The sequence below is a fragment of the Achromobacter sp. genome (assembly GCF_049647645.1).
Lineage (GTDB): Bacteria > Pseudomonadota > Gammaproteobacteria > Burkholderiales > Burkholderiaceae_B > Achromobacter.
The window spans coordinates 23125-44158 of record NZ_JBARYB010000089.1; the positions used below are offsets into that span (position 1 = coordinate 23125).

General features: G+C 67.1%; 18 protein-coding genes. 12 read left to right on the forward strand and 6 right to left on the reverse strand.

Going from position 1 to position 21034, the window contains the following annotated elements:
* Nucleotides 1-95 precede the first annotated feature (95 nt).
* Nucleotides 96-1334, forward strand: a complete 1239-nt coding sequence (locus tag WBB14_RS10305; protein ID WP_424239741.1) for an EAL domain-containing response regulator — start codon at nt 96-98, stop codon at nt 1332-1334.
* Here WBB14_RS10305 and WBB14_RS10310 read toward each other — a convergent pair.
* The gene (locus WBB14_RS10310; RefSeq protein ID WP_424239742.1) at nt 1331-2797 is read right to left on the reverse strand and encodes a hypothetical protein; all 1467 of its coding nucleotides are present in this window, start codon (nt 2795-2797) and stop codon (nt 1331-1333) included. The two genes, WBB14_RS10305 and WBB14_RS10310, sit on opposite strands and share 4 nt — an antisense overlap.
* Nucleotides 2798-2986: 189 nt before the next feature.
* On the reverse strand, nt 2987-3913 hold the full coding sequence (locus WBB14_RS10315) for a LysR family transcriptional regulator (RefSeq protein WP_424239743.1): 927 nt from the start codon (nt 3911-3913) through the stop codon (nt 2987-2989).
* Nucleotides 3914-4075: 162 nt separating this feature from the next.
* On the opposite strand from WBB14_RS10315, the gene WBB14_RS10320 reads away from it, so the two are divergent.
* The 7 genes from WBB14_RS10320 (at nt 4076) to WBB14_RS10350 (ending at nt 11313) form a co-directional block, all read left to right on the forward strand.
* Complete coding sequence (locus tag WBB14_RS10320; protein WP_332013252.1) at nt 4076-4606, forward strand: cupin; 531 nt, start codon at nt 4076-4078, stop codon at nt 4604-4606.
* A 73-nt stretch (nt 4607-4679) separates the two neighbouring features.
* Nucleotides 4680-5708: a tripartite tricarboxylate transporter substrate binding protein gene (locus tag WBB14_RS10325; protein WP_424239744.1), complete on the forward strand. Its 1029-nt coding sequence runs from the start codon at nt 4680-4682 to the stop codon at nt 5706-5708.
* 47 nt (nt 5709-5755) lie between these two features.
* Nucleotides 5756-6670: a dioxygenase gene (locus WBB14_RS10330; protein ID WP_424239745.1), complete on the forward strand. Its 915-nt coding sequence runs from the start codon at nt 5756-5758 to the stop codon at nt 6668-6670.
* Nucleotides 6671-6764: 94 nt separating this feature from the next.
* Nucleotides 6765-7754: a quinone oxidoreductase family protein gene (locus WBB14_RS10335; RefSeq protein WP_424239746.1), complete on the forward strand. Its 990-nt coding sequence runs from the start codon at nt 6765-6767 to the stop codon at nt 7752-7754.
* Nucleotides 7755-7841: 87 nt separating this feature from the next.
* Nucleotides 7842-8828, forward strand: a complete 987-nt coding sequence (locus WBB14_RS10340) for a Bug family tripartite tricarboxylate transporter substrate binding protein (protein WP_424239747.1) — start codon at nt 7842-7844, stop codon at nt 8826-8828.
* 19 nt (nt 8829-8847) lie between these two features.
* On the forward strand, nt 8848-9870 hold the full coding sequence (locus WBB14_RS10345; RefSeq protein WP_424239748.1) for a porin: 1023 nt from the start codon (nt 8848-8850) through the stop codon (nt 9868-9870).
* Between the two features lie 369 nt (nt 9871-10239).
* Entirely contained in the window at nt 10240-11313 is a 1074-nt protein-coding gene (locus WBB14_RS10350; protein ID WP_424239749.1) for a glycosyltransferase family 9 protein, read from the forward strand.
* 46 nt (nt 11314-11359) lie between these two features.
* Here WBB14_RS10350 and WBB14_RS10355 read toward each other — a convergent pair whose 3' ends face one another.
* Both WBB14_RS10355 and WBB14_RS10360 read right to left on the reverse strand, forming a co-directional pair.
* On the reverse strand, nt 11360-13048 hold the full coding sequence (locus WBB14_RS10355; protein WP_424239750.1) for an amidohydrolase: 1689 nt from the start codon (nt 13046-13048) through the stop codon (nt 11360-11362).
* A gap of 26 nt (nt 13049-13074) precedes the next feature.
* A complete protein-coding gene (locus WBB14_RS10360) occupies nt 13075-14466 on the reverse strand; it encodes an alginate export family protein (protein WP_424239751.1) in 1392 nt (463 codons plus the stop codon).
* A gap of 281 nt (nt 14467-14747) precedes the next feature.
* Here WBB14_RS10360 and WBB14_RS10365 point away from each other — a divergent pair, with 281 nt between their 5' ends.
* The 3 genes from WBB14_RS10365 to WBB14_RS10375 are packed head-to-tail and all read left to right on the forward strand — an operon-like array spanning nt 14748 to nt 17906.
* On the forward strand, nt 14748-15989 hold the full coding sequence (locus WBB14_RS10365; protein ID WP_424239752.1) for a CaiB/BaiF CoA transferase family protein: 1242 nt from the start codon (nt 14748-14750) through the stop codon (nt 15987-15989).
* A 28-nt stretch (nt 15990-16017) separates the two neighbouring features.
* Complete coding sequence (locus WBB14_RS10370; protein WP_424239753.1) at nt 16018-17031, forward strand: HpcH/HpaI aldolase/citrate lyase family protein; 1014 nt, start codon at nt 16018-16020, stop codon at nt 17029-17031.
* Nucleotides 17028-17906: an HpcH/HpaI aldolase/citrate lyase family protein gene (locus WBB14_RS10375; protein WP_424239754.1), complete on the forward strand. Its 879-nt coding sequence runs from the start codon at nt 17028-17030 to the stop codon at nt 17904-17906. Before WBB14_RS10370 ends, WBB14_RS10375 begins: the two co-directional genes overlap by 4 nt.
* Nucleotides 17907-17910: 4 nt before the next feature.
* Here WBB14_RS10375 and WBB14_RS10380 read toward each other — a convergent pair whose 3' ends face one another.
* Both WBB14_RS10380 and WBB14_RS10385 read right to left on the reverse strand, forming a co-directional pair.
* Complete coding sequence (locus WBB14_RS10380) at nt 17911-18837, reverse strand: LysR family transcriptional regulator (protein WP_424239755.1); 927 nt, start codon at nt 18835-18837, stop codon at nt 17911-17913.
* A gap of 20 nt (nt 18838-18857) precedes the next feature.
* Nucleotides 18858-19535, reverse strand: coding sequence for a GntR family transcriptional regulator (locus tag WBB14_RS10385; RefSeq protein WP_424239756.1), 678 nt, complete (start codon nt 19533-19535; stop codon nt 18858-18860).
* Nucleotides 19536-19658: 123 nt separating this feature from the next.
* Between WBB14_RS10385 and WBB14_RS10390 the strand changes: the two genes are divergently transcribed.
* Nucleotides 19659-21034: CoA-binding protein (locus WBB14_RS10390; protein ID WP_424239757.1), on the forward strand; the 1376-nt coding region annotated here is incomplete at its 3' end.

The window sequence follows — 21034 nt, forward strand, 5'->3', positions numbered from 1 at the left end:
GTGGAACAATGAATTCGTCGGCAGTTCGCTGCCTTGCCTTCCGCCTGCAGGCGCCTCGCCGCAGCGGCGCGGGCCCTCCGTTTATCGGGAACCTCATGCTCAAATCCGCCCTGATTGTCGATCAAGACGAACTCCAACGTTGCGCGCTGGCCCGGATGCTGGGCAAGATTGGCGTGCCCGAGGTCGCAATGGCGCATGACGGCGCGTCGGCGGTGGCGGCCATCCGGCAGCGGCAGTGGGACCTGGTTATCGTCGACCTCGACATGGCCGACCGCACCGGGTTGCAGATGATCGATGCGCTGGCCGATGCCGGCGGTTGCGGCGGCATCGCAATCGCCAGCAGCCATCCAACCCGCATCCTGCAGGCCGCGGCAAGCTACGCCAGGAATCGCGGCGTGCCCATCATCGCCGCTCTCGGCAAACCCCTGGACGCGGCCAGCCTGATCTCCGTGATCGAATCGCTGGCTCGTTCGGCGCTGGCCGATGGGACAGCGACGCTACGCGCGGCGGCAAAGAGCAGCGGCGCGGTCCTGGGCGGCCTGAACCGGGAACGCCTGCTGCGCGCCCTGGCGCTGCGGGAAATCACGGCGCATTTCCAGCCGCAACATTGCGCCACGACCGGCGAGCTGCGCGGCGCCGAAACGCTGGCGCGCTGGGCCGGGGACGAGGGCGCGATGGTGCCGCCGGCGGCATTCCTGCCGGCCTTCGAGGCCGCCGGGCTGCTCGAACCCCTGACCGACTACATGCTGGCGCGCGCCTTCGAGGCGCAGCGCGAACTGGGCAGCCGGCCGGATTGCGTCATCGGCATCAACGTGCCGGCGGTTGTCGCCAGCTCCATCAGCTGGGCCCAGGACGTGGCGGACCGCGCCGAGCGTGCAGGCGTGGAGCCAGACCGCGTTGTCATCGAGATTACCGAGGATGGAGGCGCGCGCTCCAACGGGGCGTTGGCCGGCGCCATCACGCAATTGCGGCTGCGCGGCTTCAGTTGCGCGATCGACGACTTCGGCACTGGCGATTCCTCGCTCGACCGTCTGCTGTGCGCGCCCTTCGACGAACTGAAGATCGACCGCGACCTGATCGCCCGCGCCGGCCGGCAAGGCCACGCCCAGAGCATCCTGGCCTGCACCATCGAAATGGCGCGGTCGCTGGATATGACAGTGGTGGCCGAGGGCATCGAAACCCATGAAGAGCACGAGATGGTGCGCGCATTGGGCGTGCAGGTGACGCAAGGCTATTTCCACGGCCGGCCGATGCCGCTGGGCGCGTTCCGCCAATATGCGCTCGGCCAGGGCGTGATCGGACACGGAATCCTGAGGATGTACGCGAACGTCTAAGCCAGCACCACCAGTACCGCCAGGCACAACAGCACGCCGAACGCTGCCAGCGCGTAGGGCAGCAACTGCACATACACGCCGCGCTCTTCGCCGCGGCCATGGGCCAGTCCGGCCGCGATCGACATCCGCACCGGCGAGAATATCCCCATGGACGTGCCGGACACATGCAGCAGCGCGGCCGCGGCGGGCACGCTCAGGCCCGCATTCAACGCCAGCGACAGCTGTGCCGGCATGAACAGGCTGTTGGGCGCGTTGCCGCTATTGGCCAGGATGCCGAATATGCCGGCCAGCACCGGCGTGATCAGGATGGTCCAGTCCTTCAGGCCTGCGAACAGGCCGTCGGCGTAGGCTTGCGAAATGCCCGCGCCGGCCAGGACCTCGGCCATCATGGCGAACAGGAATACGGAATACACGGCGTGGCGTCCGGTGGTCCAGGCCGAGCGCGCCTGGGTGGCGAGCAGCCCGCGCTGGCGGCATATGGCGGCCATCAGCACGGCGCCGATGATCAGCCAGCTGCCGGCATGCAGCAACGGCATCCAGCCTGGCAGGTCCGGAAACGGACTGAACGCAGCCAGTTCGCCCAGGCCACTGTTGAGCCCCGGCAGCAGGCGGGTGGCCACCAGCCAGGCGATCATCAGGATGTAGGGCAGGGCCTTGCGCGCCGCAGCCATCATGCGGGGGCGGTCCGGCCGGCGGTCCAGCAGGAAGCGCAGCACGATGAGCGGGCCATAGGCCGACAGCAGCGCGGTTTCCGGTCCCAGCAGCGCCGTCGCGGCGCTCAGGGCGGCCAGGCTCGCTATCATCCATAGCGCCTCGCGCACGTGCTCGGCGGGCTCGGCCCGCAAGCCCGCGCCCCTTGCGGTGCGCCAGTACAGCAGCATCCACAGCACCGTCAACAAGGCTACCGGCGCCATGCCGTACAGCGCCAGCTGCGTGGCCGGGACGCGCGCATAGGCCGAGGCCAGCAGCGTCCCGCTGCCCATGGCGCCCCAGGGAATCAGGGTCTGGCTCAGCAACGCGAACACCATGATCTCGCGCGGCTTCAGCTCCAGCGGCCGGATCAGCAGCACCGTTCCCAGCATGCCCACGCCAAAACCGGTGGCCGACTCGGCGAACGGGCCGACCAGGAAACAGGCAAAGAACAGCAGCCGGCGGCGTGCCAGGGGATCGGCCAATGCGGTCTTGCCGCCGTCCGCCGACTGGCGCGGTGCGCGTCCTTGCGCCGCCATGTTCCAGAACAGCAGTCCGCCCAGGATGTAGGGGGTGATGATCCAGCCTATCCAGAGACCCCGTTCCAACGCCAGCCCGAGCTGGCCGGCGCTAAAAGACGCGGGCGCCGTGTACAGCGCGATCGGTACGGCGGCAAGCAGGCCGAGGACGGCGGCGGCCGTCGTGTTCAAGCGTCCGCTGGCGATGGCGCCGATGACGGCCAGGGCGGGTAAGGACCACAGGAGGTACATCATGGATTGAGCGTCTGCAAGGCGGAGTCCGGGGCGTGGCGTAGCGCGTAGCAGTGTATGCCGGGAGCGGGGCCGCGACGGTTCATGCCTGCCCGATTGCAGGGTCTTTTGGAAGATGCGGCAACCGTACGCTGCGTCCTGTGTCTGGAACGCAGGACGATGATAAAAATGCCGCAACCTGCGGGGGCAGGTTCAGAAATCCAGCGTGGCGTGGGGCCAGCGCTTCTTCGCTACCAGTTCGCGGGCGACCTGGCGCAGGATCTCGACTACCGCCTTGGTGGCGCGCGAGGCCGGCCGGTCCGACGGGTGGGCCAGCATGCGGCGCAGGCTGAGGCCTTCGATAGGCTGGGCGGACAGGCGGCCTTCCTCGATGTCTTCCAGCACGGTTGCGGCGAAGTGCACGGTGACGCCGACCTTTTCCTTGATGAGGCGTTTGGCGACTTCCATGGTTTCCACTTCCACCACCGGATTCAGATGCACGCCCGCGTGGGCCGCCTGGGCCTCGAGTTCGAGCCGCACGCCGGACTTGGCCAGGCCGGTCATCACCAGGGGCAGTTCGGCCAGGTCCCGTACGCCGATCCTGGCGGGCCGCGTCTTGCGCTGCGCCGGCGGGCCGATCAGGCACATGCCTTCGGTCAGGAAGGGATAGGTGAGCAGGTTGGCGACGGGAACCGGGCCATTGAGCACGGCCAGGTCCACCTGGCCCTTGAGCAGCATCTCGTGCAAGGCGGGAGAGAAGGCTTGAACGAAGCGCAGCCGGACTTCCGGCAGCTGTTCATGCACCGCGCGGGTCAGGGGCACGGCCAGCGTCATGGCGAGTCCGGGGGAAATGCCGATGACGATGGGGCCGCTGGGGTGGCGTTGCAGGGCCGACATGTCCTGCTTGAGCTGTTCGGCGTAGCGCAGCAGGAAGGAGGCGCGCTCCAGCAGGAAGGCGGCTTCTTCGGTGGGAGACGCGCCGCGCGAGTGGCGCACGAAGAGCTGCACGCCCAGCTCTTCCTCGAGCAGCTGGATCTGACGCGTGAGCGCGGGCTGCGCCACATGCAGGACGCTGGCGGCTCGGCCGAAATGTCCCTGATTGGCCAGAACGACAAAGTAGCGGAGTTGCCGGAGATCCATTTCTGTTTGTTCTCCCAGTACCGGAAAGAGTCATAACAAAATTATATGAGAGTGGTAAGAAAATGGTAGTGGACGCTGTACGGGACGGAGCTTTAACTTGCATCAGCCGCGAGAAAAGCGCAGCGAAATCTCTGTTTGAAGCTCATCTAAAAAAGGAATGACATGGACATCAACGCCCAGGAAATGGAAGCCACCCGCATCGCGCGCTGGGGCAAGGTGGAGCCCTACCGCGAGACCTTCATCGAAAGCCGCCTGCCGGGCATGAAGAAGAACATCTACAAGATCATGAACCGCGGCGTGCTGGAGAACAAAGGCGTGGAGCCGGCCATTCCCGGCAACCACCGCTTCGGCGTGACCTTCATCGAGATTCCCGTGGGACAGGGCGCCAGCCTGCATGCCCACAAGACCGAGGAAGTGTTCTGCCCGCTGAACGGCCAGATGGAAGTGATCTGGGGCGAGAAGGGCGAACACTCGGTGATGCTGAACCAGTGGGACGTGATTTCCTGCCCCATCGGCGTGATGCGCGGATTCCGCAACCCCAACCCGCACGCCCTGGTGGTCTATTCCGTGGTCGGCGGCACCGACGAGGAATGCGGCCGCATTGCCTGGCATCCGGATGTGGTGCGCGCTGCCGAGAACACCGGCCTGGTCTATGGCACGGACGGCTTCCTGAAGGAAAAAGCGGACAGCTGATGTCCGCCGATGGCGTCCGCCAATTTCCGGTGGCGCCATCGACCAGAAAAAAATACATCGAGGAGATCATGGAATGAGCGATGCCAACGGCCAGTCCCGGCTGATAGCAAGACGACGCGTGCTTCGGGCGATGGCCTGTACGGGCGCGCTTTGCGCGGTCCCCGCGATTGGCCAGGCCAAGCAGCTCGTTCCCTTCTTTGGCAAGAGTTCGCGCAAGCCGGTGCGCCTGGTGGTGCCATTCGCCGCCGGCGGCACCACGGACATCGTCGCGCGCCTGCTGGCCGCGCAACTGCCGGCCTACCTGGGCCAGACCGTGATGGTGGAGAACCGGCCGGGCGCTGGCGGCAACATCGGGGTGGCGTCGGTCGCGAAGGCGGAGCCGGATGGCGGCACGCTGCTGCTGGTGTCCTCTTCCTTCGTCACCAACCCGGCCATCGCCCGGGAGCGGTCCGCCTATGACCCGGTGCGCGACTTTGCGCCGGTCAGCCTGGCGGTCAGCTCGCCCGACGTCATCGTGGTGCGCGCCGAGAGCGGGTTGGCCACGCTCAAGGATCTGCTGGATGCCGCCGCCCGCAATCCCGGCACGCTTACGTACGCCACGCCGGGCAACGGCAACAGCGTGCATCTGGCGGCCGAGCTGCTGTGGCGGAGAGCGGGCGTAAAAGCCTTGCACGTGCCGTATTCAGGCGCCGCGCCCGCAGTGGTGGCCGCGCTGGGCGGCCAGGTCGATTGCGCCTTTTCCGCGCTGCCTGCGGCGCAAGCCTTCCTTGCCGAGGGCAAGCTCAGGGCCTTGGCGGTGGGCGGGGAAGAACGCTGGCCGGCGCTTTCCGGCGTGCCGACGATTGCGCAAGCCGGGTTCGCGGACTTCCGCTCCGAAACGATCCAGGCGCTGTTCGCGCCGGCGGGCACGCCAGCCGCCACGGTCGAGCGCGTCAACAAAGCCGTGGCCGAAGTGCTGGGCAAGGAGTCGGTCCGCAAGCAACTGGACGGACTCGGTTTCCGCGTAGTGGCCAGCTCCTCCGCCGAACTGCAGGCGCGGGTGGCACGGGAAGTCCCCAAATGGGCAGCCGTCGCATCCCAGGCCGGGATTTCGGCCGACTGAAGCGCGGCACGCAAATTTCATTAGTCAGACTACAGGGTTGAATGTATATGAGTCACGCAAATTCTTCCGCGCAGGCGCGCGCAGCCGAAGAGCCGCGCGCCATTCCCGCCACGCCGCAGGCGTTGCTGGAAGCCGTACTGGCGGTAAACCAGGCGCAGGATCCGCGCGCCCGCGAAATCCTTGATTCCCTGATCCGCCACCTGCACGCGTTCGCGGCGGACGTGAAGCTGAGCTACGAGGAGCTGCATCAGGGCCTGGACTTCATCGTGCGTGTCGGGCAGGCCAGCAATCCGCTGCGCCACGAAGGCATCCTTCTGGCCGACATCCTGGGCGTGGCCACGCTGGTCCTGCTGATGGACGCCGAGGGCGTGCTCGAAGCCGGCGGCACGGAGCCGGCCCTGATCGGACCGTTCTGGCGCGCGAACCAGCCGGTACTCGAGAACGGCGCCAGGATCGCCTCGGACGATACGGCTGGCGAGCGGCTGCTGGTGACCGGCCGCATCTGCACGCTGGACGGCAAGCCGCTGGCGGGCGCGCGCCTGGAAACCTGGCAGGCCGCGCCCAGCGGCCTGTACGAAAACCAGGATCCCGAGCAGGACGACATGAACCTGCGGGCGGTGTTCCTGACCGACGCGGACGGCCGCTTCTGGTTCGACAGCGTCAAGCCCGCCGGCTACGGCGTGCCCATCGACGGTCCTTGCGGCGACCTTCTGGCGCTGCAACAGCGCAACCACATGCGGCCCGCGCACCTGCACTTCATTGCCTCGGCGCCCGGGCACAAGGTGCTGACCACGCAGATATTCGACGCCAACGATGCCTACGCCTACAGCGACGCGGCGTTCGGCGCAGTGGGCTCCTTGCTGAGAAAGTTCGAGCCGGCTGGTGACGGCGCCTACCGCCTGGATGTGGAACTCAAACTCGAGCCGGGCGAAACGCGCTTGCCCAAGCCGCCGCTTTCCTGATTCCGCCTCTTTCCCTTTTTTGCCGCCAATCCCGGCGCGGCTTGCCGCGCCCCGGGCAACTCTTGCCCGCAACAACCAGAATCCAGAGACAGACATGAGCAAGAAAACCCAAGCCCTGCGCGTGACCGAACGCGTCTCCGCCGTCGCCGACCTGATGCCGACCCTGATCGATATCTCCGCGCCGCAGGCGCCCGAAGGCCACGCCGTGGTCGAAGTCAGCGCCGCCGGGATCAACCCCAGCGACGTCAAGGCGGCGATGGGCATGATGCCCTACGCGATCTGGCCGCGCACGCCCGGACGCGACTATGCGGGCAAGGTGATTGCTGGTCCCGGGGACTGGATCGGGCAGGAAGTCTGGGGCACGGGCGGCGACCTGGGCATTACGCGCGACGGCACCCACGCTCGCTATTTGCTGTTGCCGGTTGCGGCGCTAGTGCGCAGGCCTGCGCACATACCCGCCGCCAGCGCGGCCATGGCGGGCGTGCCTTTCGTCACCGCCTACGAAGGCTTGCGCCGCGCCGGCCTGTCCGGCGCCGGCCAGACTGTGGTGGTATTCGGCTCGAACGGCAAGGTTGGGCAGGCCGCCATCCAGCTGGCGAGCCGCGCCGGCGCCAGGGTGATCGGCGTGGAGCGCGGCGGCGAAGGCTACATCGGCCACGCGGTGTCGGGCGTGTCGGTCATCGATGGCAGCCGCGACGGGGTCGCCCAGCGCGTCATGGAGCTGACCGGCCAGGCAGGCGCCGATATTGCCTACAACACGGTGGGCTCGCCGTATTTCGCCGCGGCGCTGGAGTCGCTCAAGGTGGGCGGCCGGCAGATCGTCATTTCCACGCCCGACCGCAACGTGCCTTTCGACATCCAGGCCTTCTACCGCCGCGATCTTCAGCTGATTGGCGTGGACAGCCTGAAGCTGGACTCGACCCGTTGCGCCGCAGTGTTCCGCGAGCTGCTGCCCGGTTTCGAGGACGGCAGCCTGCAGTCCTTTCCAGTAAGCCCGGACGCCGTGGTGCCGCTGGCGCAGGCCCGCGAGGCCTACATCAAGGTACTGGAGGGAGCGCAGGACAGGCCGGTGCTCGCGCCCTGATCCGGCGAGTTTTATCTGGCCGATCGCCTGTCCGTCGTGGGCGATCGGCTTTTTTTCGCGCAGCAGAAGAACATCAGGAGACAAACCATGACACTGCATCGCAGGCATTTCCTTCAATATGCAACAGCGTTGGCCGGCACGGTGGGGCTGAGCTCCACGTTGCTGGCGCAGCCGGACTATCCGGTGCGCCCCATCAGAATGGTGGTGCCGTTCACGGCGGGATCGACCACCGACGTCATAGGTAGGACGGTGGCTGAACAGCTGGAGAAGAAGCTGGGCCAGCCGGTGGTGGTGGAGAACCGGCCGGGCGCGGGCGGCGTGCTGGGCGCCACCATGGTGGCCGGCGCGGCGGCCGATGGCTACACCGTGCTGGTGCACTCCGCCGCCCACGTGGCGAACCAGTCGCTCTACGCCAACCTAAAGTACGACACCCTCAAGGACTTCGCGCCCGTGACCATGCTGGCGTCGATGCCGAACGTGATCGTCGCGTCGAACGCGCGCGACTTCAAATCGCTGACGGACCTGGTGGAGCGCGCCCGCGCTGAACCCGACCAGTACACCTACGGTTCGTCCGGCAGCGGCAGCGGCGCGCACATTGCGGGCGAAAAGTTCAGGGCGGTAACGGGCATCCAGGTGATCCACGTGCCGTACCGCGGCACGCCGGAGGCGGTCAACGACGTGATCGCCGGCCGGGTCGACTGGTTCTTCCTGCCGCTGCCGTTGGCGCTGCCCATGGTCAAGGCCGGCAAGCTGACCGCCTTGGCGATCAGCGCCGACAGCCGTTCACCGGCGTTGCCGGACGTGCCTACCACGGCGGAAGCAGGCTATCGCGGCGTGGATCAACAGTTCTGGGTGGCCATGTTCGTGCCGGCCGCGACGCCGCCGGCGGTCCTGGCCAAGCTGCATGCCGGCACCGAACAGGCGCTGCGCTCGGAGACCACGCGCGAACGCTTCGAGAACCTGGGGGCCGAGCCCGCGCCAATGCCGCAGAAGCAATTCGCCGAGCTGATCGGCCGGGAAATGGAAAGCACCGGCAGCCTGATCCGCGGCGCCGGCATACGCGTAGGCAATTGAGTCGGGGGGTAGGGGGGATATGTCAATATTTAGAAAAATCGGACTGCTGGGCGCCTGTGCGCTGGCCGGTCCGGCGCTCGCGCAATCATCGTCGCTGACGCTGTTCGGCCATATCGATCTGAACGTGACCAGCGCCACCGCAGGCGGCACGTCCAAGATCGGCATGGACCAGGGTGGCTACATGCTGCCCAGCCGCATCGGCATGCGCGGCACGGAGAGCCTGGGCAACGGCAACTCGGTCGGCTTCTGGCTGGAGGCGCCGATCCTGCCGGCTTCGGGCGGACCGCAAGGCTTGAACTGGACGCGGCGCTCGACCATCAGCCTGAGCAACGACCGCTATGGGGAGCTGCGGCTGGGGCGGGACTACACGGCGGCATTCTGGAACGTGTCGTCGTTTTCGCCCTTCGGCACCGTGGGCGTGGGCGGCAGCAGCAACATCATCAAGGGCTGGCCGCTGGGCCTGGACGGCGCCACCACGCTCTCGCGCGCCAGCAACATGGTGGCGTACTTCCTGCCGAAGAAACTTGGCGGCGTGTACGGGCACCTTAACTATGCGCGCGAAGAAGATCTGCGCGGCGCCGACTATTCGGGCGGGCGGCTGGGCTACCAGTCCGGTCCGCTCAACGTCGCGGCGGCTTACGGCATAACTTCGATGGGCGGCGGCGACCACTACGAAACGGCAACCCTGGGCGCCAGCTATGACTTCAGCGTGGTGAAGCTGTTCGCCAACTATCTGCTGCAGAAGAACGGGCCGGACAAGCAGCACGTGGTCCTGGCGGGGGCGTCGGTGCCCGTGGGCGGCGGCCACGTGAAGCTGTCGTATTCCCGCTCTACCCAGACCGGGCAGTACGAAGGCGACGACGCCCAGCAGTTTGCGCTGGGTTATACCTACGCGCTCAGCAAGCGCACGGTGCTGTACACGGCGGCCTCGTTCATCAAGAACGACGGCAACGCCGCTTTCGTGACCGGTGACGTCGCGCCGGAAGGCGTGCCGGGCGCCAACTCGAAGGGATTTCAGGTGGGTATCAGCCACTCGTTTTGACCGTGGCGCCGGGCGGCCCCGCGTGTACGGCGGGGCCGCGGCCGTCTTCGCCGAACCGGACAGCACCGGCGGCCTGATCCGTGGCGCCGGGCTGCTCACAATTCCTTGCCAACTTTCTCTTATCGAGAGGGTCTGCGCGCTACCCATGCAACCATGACGTGTCACAGTGTTCTGGCGACTCTCGGCTGAAGCGTACCGCCGCGCCCGAATATCCTGACGATTAGCTTACAGACACCGTATTCCGTGTACTATCGAACACAGTGCTGCAGGCGGCCCCACACGGGCTGTCCGTGACCACGGCGCCAAGAATGTATCTCCAAGCTAGAGAATTTGCAGTTCCGAATTTTTCAAGAAAGCAGTGGGTATATCTTGTTGGATGCCATGTCTATAATCCCCTCCGTCTCGTCTGGCACCGCGCGTAAATGTGCGATCTATATTTCCGGCGGTATCGGCGACGGAGTGCTCAGCATGGTTTTTGTCCGTGCGCTCGCCGAGCAAACAGGAGGGACCGTTTCATTGCTTATGACTCAAAACGAGTCGGCGCAGGAACTGTTTCGTGCTCAGCCGTATGTGCGGGAAGTCGTATCGGTGCGATCAGAGCATCGACTACGAGGGTGGGAACGAGTAGCACGGCTGAGCCAGGTATTGGCGGACCACGCCTACGACACCCTGTTTTTCTTTACCTTCCGTACTCACGTTGCCCTGGCGGCCCGCTTGGCGGGGATTCCACAACGCATCGGTTTTGTGCGCATGCACCAGCCGCATCTCGGGGCGCTGCTTACGCATCGGATCTGGGTGCGCCGTAAGGGGACCCCGCATCCTGATTTCTATACATGGCTGCCGTTGCTGTATGCCAAGGCTGGCTACCAGTATGAGCCGCGTTATCCTTCGCTGTTCTGTACCGCGTCGGCCAGCAGCAAGGCCATGCAATTGTGTCAAACACAGTCGCGGATGATCGGATTCGGTTTGAATGGCTCCGTGCCATGCAAGCGCTATAGCGGCCGAGCGTTCGCCGAGGTTGCGCGGATCTTGCATGCGCGGGACCAGGGACTGCGTTTCATGTTGGTGGGCGGCCACGACGTTCAGCATATTGCGCATGAGATTTTTGCCTTGCTACCTGAGTCCATTGTCGTGTTGGACGGGACACGGCTAGCCACCGACCTGTGCGAGAGTCAGGCGTTGATCGCGTGCTGTTCGGTATTTGTCTCTAACGATAGTATGGGCATGCATATTGCTGCGGCCCACGGATTGCCGACGATAGGATTGTTCGGCGCTACCCCCGCGATGCGCTATGTGCCTTGGCTCTATCCTCTTCAATCCTCGTCGGATGGCGACATGACTAGCATCGCGCCGGCAACGGTGGCCGAGGCGATCTGGGAACGTTTGGGCGAGGCTTCCGAGAAGGCGGAGGCGGTTCCCGCGCTCAACCATGAGCCGGTATGAAACGATGCGCGGCTCCGCGTCGGCAGCGTGACCGCGCTTTTGCGGACTACCTGCCGGCTTGCGCGGGCGCGGCCGGCAGCGCGCCGGCGTCGTGCACCGCCTTGCCTCCCAGCAGCGTGAGGACGGAATTGATCGTGTGGATCTGGTCGGCCGGCATCGTCAGATAGGGCTGGTCCAGCACTGCCAGGTCGGCCAGCTTGCCCGCGTTCAATTGGCCGCGGTCGTCTTCGTCGAATGCCAGCCAGGCGGCCTGGCGCGTATAGAGAGCGAGCGCTTCTTCCCGCGTCAGCAGGTTGTCCGGCTGGCGCTGCACGGTGGCGCCGATGGCTTGCCCGTGGACGTGGTACTCGACCGCCTGCCAGACGCCGGCCACGCCGATGCGGGTGGAGTCCGTGCCGCCGGCGACGGGCAGGCCCAGGTCCAGCGCAGTGCGTACCGGCGGCGAATCTTGCTCCGCGCCCTTGGGATTGGCGGCGCGTATCGCCTCGCCCTCGAAGTACGGGCCCATTTGCACCGTATAGGCCAGCCCCAGCCGCGCCATGCGCTCCAGCGTGCGTCGCGAGCCGGTATTCAGGTGGGCGATCGACCAGCGCAGCGGGCGCAGGTCGTGGTCGCGGCCGACTTCCTCGAACACATCAAGGATGGCGCTGGCGGCATCGTCGGTGTAGGCGTGGATCTCCAGGGGAATGCGGCGTTCGGCGGCATAGCGGGCGATGCGTGCGAGTTCCTGGCGCGCCTCTTCCGAAGGATTGAATCCTGGCCCCATGCGTACGCCGTCGTTCATGGCGGACACCAGGTTTTCTCCCAGGCCCAGGAAAGCGAGCTGGCCATCGTCATGGCGCGGCGGGCGGAACGCCATGATGTCGCGGAACCATTGCGCCTCGCCGCCCGCGCGCATGGCCGAGATCCGGTAGCCGGCGCGCACCGTGAGCGCGCCGCGGTCGCGCAACGCGTAGAGCGGCTCGTACGCCTCCGCGGCGCCGGCTGAGGGATCGATGAAGCCCGTCAGCCCGCGCGCATTCATGGCGCGCAGGAAAGCCTGCAGCCCGGCGGGACGGTCGGCGGTATGACTCAGGCGCGCGAACAGCGCATTGAATGGGCCGATGCCGCCCTGCAGTCTGCCGGTGGCGCGGCCCTGGGTGTCGCGCTCGACCTTGATGCCGTGCAGTTCGGGCGGCTCGGCGTTGTCCAAGCCCAGGGCTTCGATGCCGCGGCTGTTGAGCAGGGCGTAGTCGTACAGGTACTGCACATAGGCAGGATGGCCGGGAACCGCCTGGTCCAGGTCGGTCCGCGTGGGCGCCCGGCGCTCGCGGAACTGCCGCGGATGCCATGAACCGACCACGGCGACCCAATGGTCGCGCGGGCGTTGCGCGGCGTCGCGCGTCAGCCGGGCCAGGGCATCGGCCAGGCTGGGCGCGTCGTACCAGTAGGTTTCGAACGCATAGGTCTGGCCGCCGCGGATGGCGTGGATGTGCGTATCGATGAGGCCGGGTATCACCGTGCGGCCCTGCAGGTCCAGCTCGCGCGTGGCCGGGCCGATGTGTTGCGCCACGTCGTCGTCTGCGCCGACCGCGACGATGCGTTCGCCGCGGATCGCCAGGGCGGTCGCGCGCGGCGCTGCCGCGTCCATGGTGATGATGTGGCCGTTGCGCAGCACCAGGTCGGCGTCGCGGCCGTGGGCGACGTAGGGCAGCGCCGCGGCCAGGGCGAGGACGAGGGTCGTGGTTTTTTTCATGGGTAGTCTCCGGTCATCGATGGGGCTCAGTAGCGCCATAGCGCTTCCAGGCCAAGAAAATGGACGGTCTCGGCGCGGCCCGTGTCGCGGATGAAGCTTCCGGGCCGAAACACCGAGTAGGCGGCCTCGAAACTCAGGTGGCGCGACGCCTCCCAGCCCAGCACCACGTCGGCCTGCGTGCCGATGTAGCGCGAACGGCTGGCGCCAGCCGGACGCAGCAGATTGCCGGCCACGCCGTAAACGCCATCCTGCAGGCTCTGGCGCCAGTAGAAGATGGCCGCGGTTCCCAGCGTCCAGCCGGACCCCAGGTCCAGCGTCAGCGAAGGGTGCAGATTGATCAGGTTGGAGGGGCCTATCAGGCCGGCTTCGCCGAAGTACTTGCCCTTGGGAAAGAAGACGGCGAAGGTCTGCAGCTTGGGATCGTCTGGATCGCGGTCGCCGCTGATGATGTTGGCCTTCAGGCCGACCCGTGGCTGCAACGGCGCGCCGCGGAAGGTGTAACTCATGTCGCTGGCGAGCGACCAAGCCCGCGCCGGCGCGCCGGCGAAGCTGCCGTACTGGTAAACCGCTTCCAGGTCCCAGCGCCATCCCGCAAGCTTGCCGAAGTAGCGCGCTCCCAGCGCGTTGCGGGTTTCGGGGCCGCTGCCCTGGTTGTAGCGGGCCGAGTCGCTGGACAGCGACAGCAGATACGCATCCAGGCCGGCGCCCGCCGCGCCTGCGGGCTCGGACCAGGTGCCGTAGAGCCCGCCCAGCCTGCGCTGCGGATCGGCGCGGTCGCTGAAGTCATCCGGATCGTTGCGCACCGGGCGCACCAAGAAGCCGTCCACTCGCAGGTCCTGTCCCTGCCAGCTGAGAGCGCCGCCGTCGAACGAGCGCAGCACGTTCGGCCCGTAGCGCGCCGAAATGAGCCGTTCGCTGCCATAGGCCATGACCTGGCGGCCCGCGCGCGCGGTCCAGGTTCCCGCATCGCCGGGCAAGGAGACGTCGATGAACGCCTGCAGAACGTCGTTGCCGGTGTCATCCGGCGGGCCGATGGAGCCGGCGTCCCGCTCCGCGCGGGTAAGGCTCAACTGGCCAAAGGCGCGGACCTGCGAGCCCAGCCGCAGGTCCGCGTAGGGCAGGAAGCGATAGAGCTGGTAGCCCTCGTCGGGCACCGGCGCATCGCCGAATTCGTTGTTGCGGTAGCGCTCGTAGCGCGCCCGCAATTCGGCGCCCACGGTCAGTGCCGAGGACTCTCCCAGCCGGATCCATTTGCCGGCCTCGTCCCATGCGCCGGTGCGCCTGGCGGGGTCGTCCAGGTAGCTGTAGTCCTCGGAATAGCGCCAGGGATCGATGGGCGGCAGCGCGGTTTCGGCGGCCTGCGCGGCGGCGATCGCCAGCGCGGCCAGCGGGATGGTTGCGAGACGGTGTAGGTTCAAGTTGCCTGGGCTGCGGCCGGCATGTCCGGACGTGAAGCGTGAAGAATGGGGCCAGGCGGGGAAGATAGGGTAAGCGCCGCAGCGGCGGTAGTCGGCGCCAGCCGCCTGATGCGTCCTATAAGAAGAACGCTGAACCAGGCGTCATGCGCGAGTCTGCCCTGAAGAAAAACCGATCAATCGACGCGAAAATCGCGCTCGCCGATGGCAAGCCGGATCGATACAGTGACCTGGTGGCGAGATCCCGCGCCGCATGCTTCCAACTCTTGCATAAGGCAGCCACCGTGTCTCAAGCGCAGCAAACCAGTTCCTCATCCGCCGACCGCGCCGCAGCGCCCGCCGGGCCCCTGGCAGGCGTGCGTGTGCTCGATATCGCGACGTTCATCGCCGCGCCGTTCTGCGGCACGATCCTGGCGGATTTCGGCGCCGAGGTCATCAAGATCGAACAGCCGGGCGAGGGCGACTCGCTGCGCCAGTTCGGCACCGTGACGGAATGCGGCGATAGCCTGATCTGGCTGAGCGAAGCCCGCAACAAGCAGACCGCGACGCTGGACCTGCGGCAGCCGGAAGGTGCGGAACTGTTCCGCCAGCTGGTCGCGCAATCCGACGTGGTGCTGGAGAACTTTCGTCCCGGAACCTTGGAAAAGTGGGGCGTCGGCTATGAAGACCTGCGCAGGATCAACCCGCGGCTGGTCATGCTGCGCATTTCCGCTTATGGGCAGACCGGACCCAAGAACCAGGAACCCGGGTTTGCACGCATCGCACATGCGTTCTCGGGCCTGGCCAATCTTGCGGGCGAGGCGGACGGCCCGCCCGTGGTGCCTGGATCAACCTCGATGGCGGACTACACCTCGGGCATGTGGGGCGCCATCGGCGTGCTGCTAGCCCTGCGCGTGGTGGAGGCGGGTGGAGACGGGCAGTTCATCGATATCGGGCTGTACGAATCCGTGTTCCGGCTGCTGGACGAAATGGCGCCTGCCTACGCGCGCTACGGCGTGGTGCGCGAGCGGCTGGGAGCCGATGTGGTGAACGTCGTGCCGCACAGCCACTACCGCTGCGCGGGCGGCGAATGGGTGGCGCTGGCGTGTTCGAATCACCGCATGTTCGAGCGGCTGGCGGGGGCGATGGGTCAGCCCGAGCTGGCGCAAGCCTATCCGAACGGCACGGTGCGCGTGGCCAATCGCGACGCGATCAACCAGCGCGTGGCCGCCTGGATCGGCGGCCTGTCCATGGCGGAGGTGTTGCGCCAGACCCAGGAAGCGGGGGTGCCTTGCGCCCAGATCTACACCATCGAAGACATATTCAAGGATCCGCAGTACGCCGCCCGCGCCAACATGCTCACCGTGCAGGATGCGCGCGCCGGCGAACTGGTGCTGCCCGCGGCGGTGCCGCGTCTGTCGGCCACGCCGGCCAGCTTCCGCCATAGCGGACGCGGCCTGGCGGCCGACAACGATGCGGTCTACGGCGGCCTGCTGGGCCTTTCGGCCGAGCGCATGCAAGCGCTGCGGCAGGCGCGCGTCATCTAGCGTCCGTCTACATCAACAGGAGACATGCATGAGTGCCACCCTGATTGCGCCGGCCACGGCGCGCCTGCAACGGTCGCAGTTGGCCGTGCCGGCATCCAATACCGCCTTGTTCGAGAAGGCGGCGCGTTCGCAGGCCGACGTGATCTTCCTGGACTGCGAGGACGCGGTTGCGCCTGGCGAAAAGGCGGCGGCGCGGCGCAACGTCATTGCCGCTCTCAACGAGATCGACTGGGGCGGCAAGACGATGCAGGTGCGCATCAATGGCCTGGATACCGAGTACATGTACCGCGACGTGGTCGACATCGTGGAAGCCTGCCCGCGCCTGGACATGCTGCTGATACCCAAGGCCGGCGTGGCCGCGGACGTGTATGCGCTGGACATGCTGGTGAGCCAGATCGAAATGGCGCGGCCGCGAGCCAGGCGCATCGGCTTCGATGTGCTGATCGAGACCGCGCTGGGGCTGGCGAACGTGGACCAGATTGCGCAGAGTTCGCGCCGCATCGAGGCCCTGTCGTTCGGCGTGGGCGACTACGCCGCCTCGGTCCGGGCGCGGTCCACGGTCATAGGCGGCGGGCATCCGGACTATGGGGTCCTGTCCGAGGGTGAGGCCGCAACGCGCGCATTCCATCCCGCGGACCTCTGGCATTACGCGCAGTCGCGCGTGCTGGTGGCTTGCCGGGCGTATGGCCTGCGGCCGATAGACGGGCCGTTCGGCGACTATTCCGACGCGCAGGGCTATGCAGCCGCCGCTCGCCGCGCGGCTGCGCTGGGCTACGAGGGCAAGTGGGCTATCCATCCCTCGCAGATCGCCCTGGCCAACGCAGCCTTCACGCCGGCCGAGGCCGAATTGGCGCAAGCGCGCAGGATCCTGGCCGCCATGGAGCAGGCGCAGGCGCAAGGGCGCGGCGCCGCCAGCCTGGATGGCCGCCTGATCGATATCGCCAGCATCAAGATGGCCGAGAACATGCTGCGGCTGGCGCCCAAGTCGGAAGCGCCGCAGGCCGCGGACGGCGAGCCAGGCGGGAATGGGGGGCGGACATGAATGTTGCGCAGGGGCGGACCGAGCGGCCCTTCCGCTCGGTGTTGTACATGCCGGGCGCCAACCCGCGCGCGCTGGCGCGCGCCAGGGAACTGGACGCGGACGCCTTGATCCTGGACCTGGAGGATGCCGTCGCGGTTTCGGCCAAGGACGAGGCGCGGGGCTTGGTGGAGCGGGCGCTGCGGCAGGGCGGCTTCGGCCGCCGCAGCGTGGTGGTGCGCATCAACGGGTTGGACACGCCCTGGGGCCGCGCCGACGTGCGCGCGCTGGCGCCGCTGCGGCCCGCCGCCTTGCTGCTGCCCAAAGTGGAGCGTCCCGAACAGTTGGCCGAGGTGTCGGAACTGGCTGGCCAGTGCGGCGCTCCGGACCTGCCGCTGTGGGCCATGGTGGAGACGCCGCGAGCGATCCTGAACCTGGCCGCCATCGCCGGGGCCGGGCTACCTTTGCGCGCACTGGTGGCGGGCACCTCGGATCTGGTCAAGGACCTGCATGCCCGCCATACGCTGGCTCGCACGGAAGTGCTGACCGCCTTGTCGCTCACGGTATTGGCGGCGCGGGCGCATGGGCTGTTGGCGCTGGACGGGGTGCATCTGGAACTGGACGATGCGGCGGGTCTGCAGGCAGCGTGCCGGCAGGGGCGCGATCTGGGCTTTGACGGCAAGACGCTGATCCATCCGCGCCAGATCGAGGCGGCCAATGCAGCCTTCGGCATGTCGGATGCCGAGGTTGAACGGGCGCAGGCCGTGATCGCGGCCTGGAGGGAGGCCCAGGCGCGCGGCAGCGGCGTCGCCGTGGTCGATGGCAAGCTGGTTGAGGCCCTGCACGTGGACGAAGCGCGCCGCGTGCTGGCGCTGGCGCGCGCGATCGCCACGGTCTAGGGGTTCAGGCTGTTCCGGCGATCATGCGTTGAGCCAAGTCGGCCAGCCGGGTCGCCCCCGGCGACAATTCGCTGCCGCGCAGCGTGCAAATGGCCAATTGACGGCTTAGCGATGGACGTGCGATGCGCAGCGCCGTCAGGCCCGAGCCGCGCGTATCAGGCAGCGCGATCTTGGGCAGTATGGCGCAGCCCAGGCCGGCGCGGGCCATTTCCACCAGAGTCTGGACCTGGGTGAACTGGTAGCGGCATTGCCATTGCAGCCCGGCCGTGCGCAACGCGTCCTCGATGATCGCGCGCAGGCCCGTGGCATGGTCCAGCAGCAGCAGCGGCATGCGAGCCACCGCCTGCAGCGAAATGGTGGCGGCGGAGGAGGGCAGGCTGAATTGCTTGGGCGTAACCGCGTACAGGGGGTCGTCGCAGATGTGGCGGAAGTCAAAGTCCGCGCTGTCGGTGACCGGGCCGACGGCAAAGTCGACCAGTTCGCCGCGCACGCTGTCGAACATGGCTTGCGCCGACTGTTCAAATACCTGGACATGCACGCCGGGGTAGTCGCGCTCGAACACGGCCAATATGCCGGCCAGTTGCGAGCCCGCCACGGTAGGAGCACAAGCCAGCGCGACCCGTCCGCGCCTGACCTCGACGGATTCGCGCAGGCCGCGCAGTCCCTCGTCGATCTCCTGGACGGCGCGGCGCGCGTGGGCCAGCAACTGTTCGCCTTCCTGGGTCAGCCGTACATTGCGGGTGGTGCGGCGGAACAGTTCCACGCCAAGCTGGGTTTCCAGCTGGCGCACCTGGGCGCTGACGGCGGACTGGGAGCGGTTGGCGCGGCGGGCCGCTTCGCGGAAGCTGCCCACTTCGCCGACCAGCGCGAAGATCTGCAGCAGCTTCAGATTGATGTTCGGCGTCGCGGGAGCGGGGCGATGGGCGGGCATGGCGCTGGCCGGGTCCGGCATCAGGAGCGGAAGATCGAGGCAGGCATGCTCTCGACCATTTCGCAGGCGCGCTTCAGGTGTGCCTTGACCTCGGCTGCCGCCTTGCGGCCATCACCGTCGATGATGGCCTGGGCTATGCGGCGGTGCTCGTCGATGGAGGCCTGGATGGATTGCGGGCTGATGGCGCCGCCCAGCTGGAACATGATCAGCGGCAATTGCAGCTTTTTGATCAGGTCGGCCAACTGGGTGTTGCCCGACAGGTCGGCGATCGCTTGGTGAAAGCGCCGGTTTTCGTCGAAGTAGGGGGTGGCTGCCAGGGGATGGCTTTCCCAGATGGGGCCGATGGATGTCAGGAAGGCGGCCTTGGCCGCGGGATCCTGCATGCACTGCGCCGCGCGCCTAGCTGCCAGCGCCTCGAGTTCGGCGCGTATCTCGAAAAGTTCCAGCATTTCCGCCTTGGAATAGCGGCGCACCATGGTGGTCTGGTTGGGGATGCTTTCGACCAGCCCTTCGGCCGAAAGGCGGCGGAAGGACTCGCGCACCGGGCCCCGGCTGACGCCCAACTGGCGGGTGAGGTCGGCTTCGACCAGGCGTTGGCCTGGCACCAGCCGGCCGCTGAGTATGCCCTGGCGCAGTGTGTCGACGACGTATTCGAGCGTGCTGCCAGCGCTGGCGGCGGGCTTGTTGGTTTCTGTCATGAGGTCCGGTCTGCTACGCGATTACCCTGATTGTACGGCACATGGACGTACATTATTGTCCTACAAAAACGTAGATCAATAACGCCAAGCCCACCGGCGCGGCCATCAAGGAGACATGCGGACATGAATGCCGTAGAACGCATCGACAAGCTGTTGAACCCCGGCAGCATTGCCATCGTTGGCGCATCCCAGGCGCCCAACAAGCTGGCGGGGCAACTGATCCCGGCCCTGCGTGATGGGGGCTATCAAGGCGACATCTATCCCGTCAATCCGCGCTACCAGGAAGTGGCGGGGCTGGCGTGCTATGAATCGGTGGCGCAGATTCCCGGCGAGGTCGACCATTGCGTGATCGTGGTCGGCAAGGAACGCGTGCCGCAGGTGCTGCAAGAGTGCCAGGCCAAGCGCGTGCCGGGCGCCAGCATCTATACCTCCGGCTATGCCGAGGCCAGCGAAGGCGGCCATGACGCCCAGCAGACGCTGGAGGAGCTGGCGCGCGGCATGACCTTCATCGGCCCCAATTGCATGGGGTTCTCGAACCTGGTGGCGCGGGTGATGGCGGCGCCTTCGGCCGTGCTCAAACGCGCGCGGGGCGCGGGCGACGTGGCCCTGGTGTCGCAAAGCGGCGGCCTGGCTTACGCCACGATTGCCTATTTCGCGCAGCGCGCCGGCCTGGGCTTCAGCCATATCGTCAACACCGGGAACTCGGCTGGCGTCTCGTACGGCGACCTGCTGGAGTACATGTTCCAGGACCCGGCCACGCGCGTGGTGCTGGCGGTGACCGAGGCCGAGCGCGCGGCCTGCGAGGTTATCGAGGCGGTACGCAGGCTGGGCCTGCGCAAGCCCGTGGTGCTGCTGAAGCTTGGGCGTGGCCAGACCGGTACGCGCATGGCGCTGTCCCATACGGGATCGCTGGCGGGCGATTACCGGCTGGTGCGCGACGTGGCCGAGCAGCATGGCATCGTCTGCGCCAGCGACGCCGATGATGCGCTGGGCCTGTGCGAACTGCTGCGGCATGGCTTCGATGCCGGGCATGCGCAGGGCATTGCGTCCCTCTGCATCTCGGGCGGCAACATCACTTTGTTCGCGGATCAGGCCGATGCACACGACCTGCATTTCGCCGAACTGGCGCCGGCCACCGAAGCGCGGTTGGCCGAGGTCCTGCCCGACTACATCTCGGTGCACAACCCGATCGACATTACTGCCCTGGGCTATGAAAACCCGAGCCTGCACGCCGATGTGCTGAACGTCCTGCTGACGGACCCGGCAGTGCACACGGTCATTCCCATCCTGACGACCCTGGACGATTACACGGAAGTCTGCGGGATCCTGGCCGGCGTGCGCGCGGCGACCCGGTGCCGCATGGCCGTCCTGTGGAGCGGAGGCTCCTACGAGACGCAGTCGCGGGAGATCTTGCGGGAGGCCGGGATTCCGGTTTTCCACTCGGCTTCGCTGCTGGCGGCCTGCCTGGAGCGCCTGCGCCGCGCGGCCGGCCGCCGGAC